Below are 12,343 nucleotides of genomic sequence, written 5' to 3' on the forward strand. Positions count from 1 at the left end.
TATGAAGAGGAAAAAGTATAAGTAGTCAGAGAAGTGAGGAATTAAAGGTGAAGAAGTTTAAGAAGTTTTACTTGGAGATTACGAGTGTATGTAATCTTGCGTGCAGCTTTTGTCCGCCGACGGAAAGGCAGAAGCAATTCATTTCTGTAGAGGATTTTGCTAAAAGATTAGACCAAATTAAACCTCACACAGACTACATTTATTTGCACGTGAAGGGTGAGCCGTTGCTCCACCCGAAAATAGATCAACTATTAGATTTAAGCCATGAAAAAGGGTTTAAAGTTAATATTACAACGAACGGAACGTTAATTAATAAGAGAAGGCATAGGCTGTTAAATAAGCCTGCGTTAAGACAAATGAATTTTTCGCTGCACAGTTTTGATGGACACCCAGGATCGCAAGATAAAGAAGGCTATGTAAGGAGTATACTTTCTTTCATTAGAGAGGCGACAAGTCAATCGGATTTAATCGTTTCACTAAGATTATGGAATTTAACTCAGGATAATAAAACAAATGCTGAAATCCAGAAAAATAGGGATTTATTATCTATAATTGAAAATGAGTTTGATCTATCTTATCAAATTGAAGAGAAGCTTACACCAGGAAAAGGTATAAAAATTGCGGAACGTGTCTTTATTAATCAAGACTACGAATTCCAGTGGCCGGCATTACATGAAGAAGAGGATGATGGAAAAGGGTTCTGTCATGGACTTCGTAATCAGGCTGGAATTTTAGCGAACGGAACTGTTATTCCTTGTTGCTTAGATGGTGAAGGTATCATCAATCTTGGTAATATTAATACTGATTCATTTTCTAACATTATTGAAGGTGAAAGAGCAACAAATATTGTCGATGGATTTTCGAAAAGAGTTGCAGTCGAAGAGCTATGTAGAAAGTGCGGATACCGCAAAAGATTTGGAAAGTAATATAGAATAAGCCCTCATAAAGCGAGGGCTTATTTTTATTCTTGATAAGAACGCTCTAATTCATCAATTAAGGAACCGACGTAAGAAACAGCTTTACGGATTGCATCTGGTTTTGACATGTCTACTCCAGCGTGTTTCATTAATTCGAGTGGTTTCATTGTACCGCCTGCACGGAGTACATCAAGCCAGCGATCAACAGCAGGTTGTCCCTCTTCTTTAATCATTTGAGCTACAGTAGTAGATGCAGTTAAGCCCGCAGAATATGTGTAAGAATATAAGCCCATATAATAGTGAGGTTGACGCATCCATGTTAAGCCAGCGCCTTCATCAATTTCTACGGAATCTCCCCAGAATGTTGAAAGGACCTTTGTTTTTATTTCGGTTAAAGTTGTAGCTGTGAGTGCTTGTCCTTCTTCCGCTAGAGTATATACTCGTCTTTGATATTCTCCCTCAAGTAGATGGGTGACGAAGTTGTGGTAATATGTGCCGAGTAGTTGCAGAATAACCCATCTGCGCATTCTCTTATCGTCAGTAGTCGCTAGTAAATGCTGGGCTAATAGTAATTCATTCATCGTTGATGGTGCTTCAACAAAGTACATAGATGGACGTACGTTCATAATGCGCTGATTTTTATTGGCTAAATAAAAATGACCAGCATGTCCAAATTCATGAGCTAATGTGAAACATCCACGCATCGTATCTTGCCATGTAATTAAAATGTAAGGATGGGAACCATATGGGCTAGAGCAGAAAGCACCTGTTGATTTTCCAACATTATCTGCAAGGTCTACCCATCTGTCCTTAAAGCCTGTTTTGATAATCGTATTATATTCAGGTCCTAATACTTTTAAAGATTCTTGAATTAATTTACCAGCTTCATCGTATGTGATGGTTGGATTAAATTCAGGATCTAACGGTGCGTGTAAATCGCAGAAGAGCATTTGATCGAGACCTAATACTTTCTTTTTTAAATCTGCAAAACGGCGCATATGAGGCGCTAATTCGTTATAAATAATATCTAGTTGGTTGTTATACATTTCAAGTGGAACTTTTTGAGGTTCTAAAAGCATATGGGTAACAGACTCGTAATTACGTAAACGAGAAAGTGTCACTTGCTTTTTTACTTCAGTAGCATACGTTGTTGCAACTGTATTTTTATATCGTTTCAATGTGGAAACAAATGATGAATATGCTTTTCTACGTATATATGCGCTTGGAGAAAATTCATATTTACTTTCAAATAATGCAAACGATACAGGTAAATCATTTCCTTGTTCATCTTGTATAGAAGAGAAATCCATATCGGCTAATTTAGTCATGCCGTAAATTTTGTAGGGAGAACTATGAACTTCACCAAGTGCAGCAAGAGCTTCTTCTGTTTCAGGAGAGAGCGTGTGCTGCCTTTTTTGTAGTATTTCTAGTAACGATTTACGGAAAGGCTCAAGTTTTGTTTCCTCAGTTAAATATTTTTCAATTGTTCCTTCTTCAAAGGAGAGAATTTCATTATGAATAAAGGATAGTGCGGTATGTACTTTCGTCCCTAAAGCGGAAATTTTTGAAGAGTTCGCTTGAATAACTGGATCTGTACGATCAGCGGATTCTTTTAAATTTGCATATGTGCCGAGTTTTGTTAACTTCATTAAAAGCTCTTCTTCTAAAAGTAGGCAATTTAATAAGGTAGCGGGGCCAGTGTGTAATTGTCCTTTAAATGCATCAAGTTTTTTTATATCGTCCGTTAATACACGTAATGCATTTCCCCACTCTTTGTCAGATTCGTATAAATCAGAAAGATCCCATGTCAATTCAGTAGAGACTTCTGCGCGAATAAGGCGTTTCTCAATTACATTTTTCATTTGTTATATCCCCCTTATTATAAGTATCTAAAAATATGATACTAGAAAATTCAGCAAAATGAAAATATTTTACATTTTTATACATGAAAAAGAAGGACAAGCATAAAGATGCTTGTCCTTCTAGTTAGATTTAAAAATTAATATACTTTATCACCGTTGAAAATAGAGTTTTTCACGACTACATAATCTACAGTACGAATTGAGTCTAACTTTGTTCCACCAGCGTAAGAGATAGAAGATTGAAGATCTTGTTCCATTTCGATTAAAGTGTCTTCTAAAGAACCTTTATGCTCAACGAACATTTTCTTACCTTCAACGTTTTTCTTCTCGCCTTTTTGGAATTCAGAGGCTGAACCGAAGTACTCTTTATAAAGTTTGCCATCTTTTTCGATTGTTTCCCCTGGAGACTCTTCATGACCAGCGAATAGAGAACCGACCATAACCATAGTTGCTCCAAATCGAATTGATTTAGCTACATCACCATGCGTACGAATACCGCCATCAGCGATAATTGGCTTACTTGCAGCTTTTGCACACCAGCGAAGTGCAGCTAACTGCCAACCACCAGTTCCAAAGCCTGTTTTAATTTTAGTAATACAAACTTTACCAGGTCCAATACCAACTTTTGTTGCATCAGCACCAGCGTTTTCTAATTCTCTTACCGCTTCTGGAGTTCCAACGTTTCCAGCGATAACGAAGCTTTCTGGTAAATGTTTTTTAATATGTTGAATCATGTTGATCACGGCATTAGAGTGACCATGTGCGATATCGATTGTAATGTATTCAGGTGAAAGTTGCTCAGCAGCTAATTGTTGTACGAATTCATACTCGTCTTCTTTAACACCAACGCTGATTGAAGCAATTAATCCACGTGATTGCATATCTCTAATGAATGAGATTCGTTTCTCTGGTTGGAAACGATGCATGATATAGAAGTAATTATTTTCAGCTAAATAAGTTGCGATTCTTTCATCTATAATCGTTTGCATATTTGCAGGTACGACAGGTAATTTAAATTTATGTTTTCCTAAAGTGACAGTTGTATCACATTCAGATCGGCTGTTCACAATACACTTTGCAGGAATTAATTGAATATCTTCATAGTCAAATACGTTTTCCATCATTTACACCCCTAAAATACGAATATTTTATTTTTATTGATTAAAAATGTTCGTCCATAGGATAATTTATATCATTTTTATTAAGAAGTCAAAGATTTTCTTAACATTTTTTTTGAAAAAAGCTAATATCTTTTAAAAATAACGTTAAAAACGAATTTAAATGGTTTTTATATGTATAACGTTCGTTTATAAAAAAAGTAAGGAAAGTTTCGATAATTGCATAAAATTATATGTGTGCTTCTTATTTTGGATGAGGGGGCTGGGGAAATACTATGAAAAAGTTAATACTAACAATAGGAATAACTTTGTTGATTGTTGCTGGATGCAGCAATAATGATGCATTTGATAAGGCGAAGAAACAAGGAGATTTAGCATTGGAAAATAAAGAATACGATAGAGCAGTCGCATCTTTTGAATTAGCATTAAAAGAAAATAAGGATGACCGAGAAGTAAGGCTGAAGATGAATCAAACGAATAAAATGATTGAAGTATTGCAGGAAAGTAATATAGACCTGGCAATTTCGTTATTAAGAGAAATTGAAAATGATTCTGCTAGTTCAGTTATATTAGCCAAACAAGCAAAAGAAAAACGAGAAGCTTTATCTAATCAAAAAGATGAGGAAGAAAAATATAAGCAAATGCTTGCTAAAGTAGAAGAGTTGAAAAACCAACAGAAGTTTGTGGATGTAAAAGAGCAACTGAACGTAATTATTAGGGAAACGAAAGGGAAAGAACAGTTTAAAGTATATTATCAAAATGCGAATGAACAAATTACACAGATTGTGCCGAGGGCAATAGATGTAGATAAAAGAAAAGATGAGAATCTTAAGGAAGAAAAAGTAAAAGAAGAAAATAAAAATGAAGAGAAGCCGAAAGTAGAAGAGCTTAAGAAAGAAAGTGCTATTACCGGTCAGAAGGTAGAGTATATTACTAAATTAAATAGTATTGAGGAGAGTTTGAAGAAACTCGATTACTTATATGAGAAGGGAATTACAACTGAAATGAAAGAGGGTGAGAGCAAAAGATACGAGGCATGGGATAAAGCATTAAATGAGATTTATGGTGTTTTGAAAATGCAACTTCCTACAAATGAAATGAACACTTTGAGAGAGAAACAGCGTGAATGGATTACGTATCGAGATCAAAAGGCGGAGGAAGCTTGGAATGAATCCGGGCAGGGAACATTGTCAGGTTTAGCAAGTATTTCATCGAATGTAAATAGTACGAAGGAAAGGTGCTATCAGTTAGTTGAACAGTATATGAAGTGATAGAGGTTTATTTTTATAATGGAATAATTTTTCGAAATAGAAAATTTCTATATAAAAAGGTGGATTACGAATGATTCGCCTTTTTATGTGAGCTTTCAAGTATAATGAAAAAGGTGATAATAACGTATATGATGATTCATTGATAGGAAAAGCGAAAAAAGAAAATAATATAGAATAAAAAGAGGTTAATATATGAGTAAAAAAAGTTTTTCTGATTATGCATTAAGTAAAGAAATTGTAAGAGCACTTACTGGTTTAGGATATGAACATCCAACGGAAGTGCAAGGAGAGGTTATTCCAGTTGCCTTGCAAAAGAAAGACCTTGTCGTGAAATCGCAGACTGGAAGTGGAAAAACCGCTTCATTTGGCATACCACTTTGTGAAATGGTGGAGTGGGAAGAGAATAAGCCCCAAGCTTTAGTTTTAACACCGACGAGAGAGCTTGCGGTGCAAGTAAAAGAAGATATTACGAATATAGGCCGCTTCAAAAGGATTAAGGCTGCTGCAGTTTATGGTAAATCTCCATTTGCGCGTCAAAAATTAGAGTTAAAGCAAAAAACACATATTGTAGTTGGGACTCCTGGCCGTGTGTTAGATCATATTGAAAAAGGTACCCTTTCTTTAGAGTGTTTGAAGTATTTAGTTATTGATGAAGCAGATGAAATGTTGAATATGGGCTTTATTGATCAAGTAGAGGCAATTATTGACGAACTACCTACAAAACGAATGACTATGCTATTTTCGGCAACACTTCCAGAAGATGTTGAAAAATTATCTCGTAAGTATATGGATTCGCCAGCGCATATTGAAATTAAGGCTGCTGGGATTACAACAGACAAAATTGAACATACACTTTTTGAGACGATAGAAGAGGAGAAGCTTTCACTTCTTAAGGATGTAACAACGATTGAGAATCCAGATAGTTGTATTGTTTTTTGCCGTACACAGGAAAATGTAGATCACGTATTTAGACAGTTAAAGCGCGTTAACTATCCTTGTGACAAAATACATGGCGGTATGGTACAAGAAGATCGTTTTGAAGTTATGGACGATTTCAGAAAAGGAAAGTTCCGTTATTTAGTAGCGACAGACGTAGCAGCTAGAGGGATTGATATTGATAATATTACACATGTTATTAACTATGATATTCCATTAGAAAAGGAAAGTTATGTACATCGTACAGGAAGAACGGGACGAGCTGGTAATAATGGAAAAGCTATTACATTCATAACGCCGTATGAAAATAGATTTTTAGAAGAGATTGAGGAATACATCGGATTTGAAATTCCAAAGGCACTTTCACCTTCAAAAGAAGAGGTTATAAAAGGGAAAGCAGCATTTGAGGAAAAGATACATGCTAAACCAATTATAAAGAAAGATAAAAATGCAGACCTAAACAAAGGAATTATGAAATTGTACTTTAATGGCGGGAAGAAAAAGAAAATTAGGGCGGTAGATTTCGTCGGTACAATTGCTAAAATTAAAGGTGTTACAGCAGAAGATATAGGCATTATTACAATCCAAGATAATGTTTCTTACGTTGAAATATTAAATGGAAAAGGACCGCTTGTTTTAAAAATCATGAAAAATACAACGATTAAAGGGAAACAATTAAAAGTCCATGAAGCAATTAAGTAAACAAAAAAGCTATCCAATGTAACAGATGGATAGCTTTTTTATTTAAGATTCTTTTAAATCATCAACTAATTTTTCTGCTAAACGTCTATACATATTACTCATCGCCACGAAGGATGTTAGTAATAAAAACTTTTCTAGCGTTGGATCTTCTAAGGAAGAAACCTCGTTTACATCCGTAACGCGTTTGTTTACGTCTTGTTTAAAGCTTTCTACATTGGTTTCAGTAAGAGAAAGATAATCTTTATATAGAGTGTTTAATTCGAATGTATCATCGTTTATTAAAGGTGCATTTATGTTTTCTAAGGAGCTTTTTATATCATTAATGGAAAGGGCTCCTTTTAATTGATAAATTAAGCTGATTAAAATCATATGCTCTTTTGAATACTTTTTATTTTTGATAGGGATGAATAATTTCCCTTTTGCGTAATTGTTAATCATTGTTTTTGTTAATACTTTTTCATCGTCAGTTCTTGTTGTATCCGCATAAGTATTCTCAAATAGTTGAACGACTTGATCTACATATAAGTCGACATTTGGGATATCTTCAAGTTTAATGTTTTTTTCCAAATGTAATGATTCAAGTAATTTATTTATATTTTCCACGTAGAATCCCTCACTTTTATAACTTAGTGGAACTTAATGTTTAGTATATCTTTAAATATGGTATTACGAAACGAATGAAATGTAAATGTTGACCTGTATAGATAATGTGTATATAATTACATGTAGTTATAAAAACTACATGTAATTATATGAGGGGTGTTTATATGAATGCTTATGTAAGAGAACCGATTAATGCATTTACTCACTTAGGAGGAGCTGTATTATCATTTATTGCATTATTAGCTATGCTTGTGAAAGTTTCTGTTAAGATGCCATCTTTTGCTGCAATTACAGCTGTTATTTTATTTGGTATCGGGATGATGGTCCTTTATATGGCATCAGCTGTGTATCATAGTGTTGTAGCGAGTGAACGTGTTATTTATTTCTTTAGGAAGCTAGATCATTCTATGATTTTTATATTAATTGCAGGTACATATGCACCTTTTTGCTTAATTACATTAAATTCGGCAAATGGTTTGCTATTATTTTGTTTAGTTTATGGAACTGCGATTTGTGGTATTGTTTTTAAAATGTTTTGGTTTAATTGTCCAAGATGGTTATCGACAGCAATTTATCTTCTGATGGGTTGGTTAATTGTTCTATTCTTTGCACCGCTAGCTGATAATTTAAGTACAGGAGGTATTATTTTCTTAGTACTTGGAGGTATTTTTTATACGATTGGTGGGTTTATTTATGGTGCGAAGCCAAAATGGTTGGAGTTTAAATATATGGGACACCATGAAATCTTTCATGTTTTTGTATTGTTAGGTAGTCTTGCGCATTTTCTAAGTGTATATTGTTACGTAATTTGATCAAAAAACGCCACGCGATGTCTGTTATGTGGCGTTTTTTTATTACCTGATTGGAATCATGTATTGTATAAAATAATTATGGGATAAAATGTAAGTTTCTGTGTTCGCATAATAAACATAGGATAAGAAATATGTGATATACTTTGAGAAGTTTATAATGAATGAAATATGGAGGACTATAATTATGGCAATACTTGTAACAGGTGGAGCAGGATATATTGGTAGTCATACATGCGTAGAATTACTAAATAACGGTTACGAAATTATAGTAGTAGATAATCTTTCGAATAGCTCAGTAGAGTCTATAAATCGAGTGAAAGAGATAACAGGAAAACAGTTTAAGTTTTATAAAGAAGATATTTTAAATCGCGAAGCACTGGATACGATTTTTGAAGAAAATACAATTGAAGCTGTTATTCACTTTGCGGGCTTTAAGGCCGTAGGAGAATCAGTAGCAATTCCGTTAACGTATTATCATAACAACATTACAAGCACATTAGTGCTATGTGAAGTGATGCAGAAGCATGATGTGAAGAAAATGATCTTCAGTTCGTCTGCAACAGTGTATGGTATCCCAGAAACATCACCAATTACGGAGGAGTTTCCATTAAGTGCAACAAATCCATATGGTCAAACAAAATTAATGATTGAGCAAATTATGCGTGATGTAGCATTTGCAGATGCAGAATGGAGTATTGCATTACTTCGTTACTTCAATCCATTTGGAGCGCATGAAAGTGGGCGTATTGGAGAAGATCCAAATGGAATTCCAAATAACTTAATGCCATATGTAACACAAGTAGCGGTAGGGAAGTTAAAGGAATTAAGTGTATTTGGAAATGACTATCCAACAAAGGATGGCACGGGTATCCGTGATTATATTCATGTTGTAGACTTAGCAAATGGCCATGTGAAGGCGCTTGAAAAGGTACTTGGCACTACTGGGATAGATGCATACAATCTTGGTACAGGTACGGGCTATAGTGTATTAGAAATGGTTGAAGCATTTGAAAAAGTTTCAGGCAAGGAAGTTCCTTATAAAATTACGGAACGTCGTCCTGGTGATGTTGCAGTATGTTTTGCAGATGCATCAAAAGCGAAGCGTGAATTAGGATGGGAAGCACTACGCGGATTAGAAGAAATGTGTGCAGATTCTTGGAGATGGCAATCAAATAACAAAAATGGCTATCTAGAAGTTTAATAAACAGATAAAAAAATGACCTTTGCATAAGCAAGAGGTCATTTTTTTATCTGTTTATTAAGTTTATTGCCCAGTTTAGTAAAGAAAGTTCGTTGTCTCATAGAGGTGTTTGACTGACAAAATGTATAGTAGTCAATATCTTTAATATAAGTAAAGAGTCTAGAAATAGCATATAAGAATGTAACAGAAGATCCGAGTACAAAACTAATACCGTAACCATCGAATCCAAATGGTAGTAGAAGAAGACTTAATAACAGGTTTGCAAAAAAGAACAGAGCCGATGTTCGAGATGCTCCTTTATGATCTTCAAAATATAAGAGGAGTAACGTGATGACGAGGACCATCCCGTTTGCATAAGCGCCAATTATAGTCAGCTGCAAAATGGAGTATTCAAGTGTTACGTTCCCAGATTGTGAACTAAACATCCATATTATAAAAATAATGGGAAGACTTCAATAAACAAGTTATTGCGAAAGATGAATGGAGTCAAAATTGGATGCGCTATTTTAAACAACAAAGTAATAAAATTGTAACATTTACCGTTACTCCAAATAACGTATCTAAAAAATATAGTTCTATAAATGGATTTATTCCCACAATTAATCCGAATGATATTTATGATAAATAGCAATTATTAGGAATGAGAAACTATCAAGATTGACTATGACAGTTTAGGTCAGTAATACGATTATCTTATAAAGATGAATGTATTACTGACCGGTCCATTCTATAATATTCTATGTTAGAAATTAGTAGAGTGAGATAGGAACAATGCATTATCCTATTAATTTTTTATAGAAATAAAAAACGTAATATTGAAAAGAATTCCAATACTTGTATCATGGTCAGAGTACGTTTATAATCAAGGAATCCTATTTAATGTTTAGATAGGGTTATTTATTATTGAAAGCGTTTTAAATTTGGGCTTTTTTAAGGTAGGAAGTCTGACTTATTTAGATTGAAAATTATGTATGTAGTTTTAAATAAGAAGAAAAATAATAAAGGATCACTTTATATTGTGGGGAGGTTAAAGGTGTGAAAGGGAAAGACTTTCACACGAATATATATGGGTTACGTAGGATTATTACTTTCAGGTGCAGCTTTATTTTTAAATAGTCTTGTTATATTGGGCAAAGTAGAGATGAAAAGCGCTGGTGTCTTTAATTTATTTGTAGGGGCATTACAAATTATTATACCGTTTTATTTAATTATGATTTCTGATCAAAGTAATTGGACGGTATATTCATATGCAGCTACCTTTTTATTTGGTTTAACTTATTTATATGTAGGCATTACTTTTATTAAAGGAATGGATAGTAGCGGACTAGGCTGGTTCTGTATTTGGGTAGCAATTATTGCCCTATTCTATATGGTCGTTTCATTTGTTCAATTCCACGATGTTGTTAATGCGTTAACATGGTTTATGTGGGCATTACTTTGGTATTTATTCTTTGTGTTAAATGCACAAAAAAAGAATATCAATCAATATCTTGGCAGAATTGCCTTTGTACAATCATGGGTAACATTGACGTTGCCTTCACTCTTTTATTTTATGGGAGTATGGGGAGAGGGATTCGTATATGAACTATGGGTTTATGTATCCGTAATTTCTATTTTATATTTCTGCTATTGTATTTTTAAATATCGAGTACGTTAAAGTATCGTATGTAAGAAAGCATGGAATCATTATCAAGATTCCATGCTTTTTGTTTATATGTAGGTTTATAATTAAGGTAGTATTTTACAAAATAGGGGATGATGAAAGTGAAAAAAGTGTTGGTTCTAGGGGGAACAAGGTTTTTTGGTAAACATTTAGTAGAAGCACTTTTGCAAGATGGACACAATGTAACGATTGCGACGAGAGGGATTACAGAAGATACTTTTGGAAGTGCAGTAAAAAGGCTGATTGTCGATAGAGAAGACAAAAAACAACTTGTAGAGCGTCTAGAAGATAAAAGTTATGATATCGTATACGATAATTTATGCTATAGCTCGAATGCAGCAAAGGTAATATGTGAAGTGTTACGAGGGAAAACGAAGAAATACGTTATGACATCTTCAATGGCTGTTTACGAGCCAGCAATAGGGTTGTTAGAAGAGAACTTTAATCCGTATGAGTATGCCATTACGTATGGGGATAGGAAGGATTTTAATTATGGTGAAGGCAAGCGATTAGCTGAAGCTACTGTATTTCAACAAGCAACATTCCCAGTTGTTGCAGTGCGTTTTCCAGTTGTTATTGGAGAAAACGATTATACGAAAAGGTTACAACTTTACGTTGAACATATTGCGGGGCGAGAGCCTGTCGCGGTGAATCATTTAGATGGAGAATTGTCGTTTATACATGAAGAAGAAGCTGGCCAATTTTTAGCTTGGTGCGGGGTGGAAAGTATAGAAGGGCCAATCAATGCTTGTAGTAACGGAGTAGTTTCTACTAGAGAAATCATTCATTTCATAGAAGAAAATACGGGAATAAAAGCACTCGTTCAAGAGGTAGGAGATAATGTAGCGCCTTATAATGAAGTGATTAATTGTACATTACATAATGGAAAGGCTCGTGAATTAGGATTTTCATTCCGAGAATTAAATGCAGAAATAAAAAATGTTTTACAGCATTACATAAACAGATTGAAGTAATTATAAATCCCCCGGTGGCAATCCGGGGGATTTAGGAGGATTTCAACAATACTAGTTTTACATTACCAAATTTACCTTACACGCATGATGAATGGCAGGCATCATCAATATATGGATCTAGTTCACCATAGCCTTATGAAAGATTGGGTAATTGAAAAAACATGCAATTACCGACTTTCTACTCAAAAAGTTGGTTTAGGTAAAAAAAATTTCTTTAAGTCAAAAATACACTTGTTTTTTTCGGAAGTCAACAATAATTCTAGAAATCTTCTGACAAATATTAC

Annotated in this window: 10 protein-coding genes and 2 pseudogenes; 8 read left to right on the forward strand and 4 right to left on the reverse strand. The window is 34.2% G+C overall.

The features are described from left to right. Positions 1-47: 47 nt before the first annotated feature. Positions 48-926, forward strand: coding sequence for a radical SAM/SPASM domain-containing protein (locus JDS80_RS10215; RefSeq protein ID WP_097831363.1), 879 nt, complete (start codon positions 48-50; stop codon positions 924-926). A 35-nt stretch (positions 927-961) separates the two neighbouring features. On the opposite strand, the gene pepF is transcribed toward JDS80_RS10215, so the two are convergent. After that, complete coding sequence (gene pepF / locus JDS80_RS10220; RefSeq protein WP_199638308.1) at positions 962-2,779, reverse strand: oligoendopeptidase F; 1,818 nt, start codon at positions 2,777-2,779, stop codon at positions 962-964. Between the two features lie 137 nt (positions 2,780-2,916). Then, positions 2,917-3,900 carry a GMP reductase gene (gene guaC / locus JDS80_RS10225; protein ID WP_000432440.1) on the reverse strand — a complete coding sequence of 328 codons (984 nt, stop codon included), beginning with the start codon at positions 3,898-3,900 and terminating at the stop codon, positions 2,917-2,919. Between the two features lie 272 nt (positions 3,901-4,172). On the opposite strand from guaC, the gene JDS80_RS10230 reads away from it, so the two are divergent. Together JDS80_RS10230 and JDS80_RS10235 are read left to right on the forward strand one after the other, a co-directional pair. Beyond that, positions 4,173-5,168: a lysozyme inhibitor LprI family protein gene (locus tag JDS80_RS10230; RefSeq protein WP_199638310.1), complete on the forward strand. Its 996-nt coding sequence runs from the start codon at positions 4,173-4,175 to the stop codon at positions 5,166-5,168. Between the two features lie 192 nt (positions 5,169-5,360). Then, entirely contained in the window at positions 5,361-6,806 is a 1,446-nt protein-coding gene (locus JDS80_RS10235; RefSeq protein WP_199638312.1) for a DEAD/DEAH box helicase, read from the forward strand. 42 nt (positions 6,807-6,848) lie between these two features. On the opposite strand, the gene JDS80_RS10240 is transcribed toward JDS80_RS10235, so the two are convergent. Beyond that, complete coding sequence (locus JDS80_RS10240) at positions 6,849-7,409, reverse strand: DUF1836 domain-containing protein (RefSeq protein ID WP_071770499.1); 561 nt, start codon at positions 7,407-7,409, stop codon at positions 6,849-6,851. 164 nt (positions 7,410-7,573) lie between these two features. On the opposite strand from JDS80_RS10240, the gene trhA reads away from it, so the two are divergent. Both trhA and galE read left to right on the forward strand, forming a co-directional pair. Further along, positions 7,574-8,221 carry a PAQR family membrane homeostasis protein TrhA gene (gene trhA / locus JDS80_RS10245; RefSeq protein WP_199638314.1) on the forward strand — a complete coding sequence of 216 codons (648 nt, stop codon included), beginning with the start codon at positions 7,574-7,576 and terminating at the stop codon, positions 8,219-8,221. Positions 8,222-8,405: 184 nt separating this feature from the next. Further along, complete coding sequence (galE, locus tag JDS80_RS10250; protein WP_199638316.1) at positions 8,406-9,422, forward strand: UDP-glucose 4-epimerase GalE; 1,017 nt, start codon at positions 8,406-8,408, stop codon at positions 9,420-9,422. A gap of 38 nt (positions 9,423-9,460) precedes the next feature. Here galE and pelG read toward each other — a convergent pair. Next, positions 9,461-9,874 (reverse strand): annotated as a pseudogene (gene pelG / locus JDS80_RS10255) (exopolysaccharide Pel transporter PelG); the annotation flags it as partial. Between pelG and JDS80_RS10260 the strand changes: the two are divergent. From JDS80_RS10260 to JDS80_RS10270, 3 genes and pseudogenes are all read left to right on the forward strand, one after another. Beyond that, positions 9,865-10,050: pseudogene (locus JDS80_RS10260) on the forward strand (endo alpha-1,4 polygalactosaminidase); the annotation flags it as partial. The pseudogenes pelG and JDS80_RS10260 sit on opposite strands and share 10 nt — an antisense overlap. 438 nt (positions 10,051-10,488) lie before the next feature. Then, positions 10,489-11,079: an AmiS/UreI family transporter gene (locus JDS80_RS10265; RefSeq protein WP_071743979.1), complete on the forward strand. Its 591-nt coding sequence runs from the start codon at positions 10,489-10,491 to the stop codon at positions 11,077-11,079. Between the two features lie 98 nt (positions 11,080-11,177). Beyond that, positions 11,178-12,059: an NAD-dependent epimerase/dehydratase family protein gene (locus tag JDS80_RS10270; protein WP_199638318.1), complete on the forward strand. Its 882-nt coding sequence runs from the start codon at positions 11,178-11,180 to the stop codon at positions 12,057-12,059. The last annotated feature ends 284 nt before the right edge of the window (positions 12,060-12,343 follow it).

Source organism: Bacillus cereus group sp. N8 (genome assembly GCF_016483685.1).
Classification (GTDB): domain Bacteria; phylum Bacillota; class Bacilli; order Bacillales; family Bacillaceae_G; genus Bacillus_A; species Bacillus_A proteolyticus.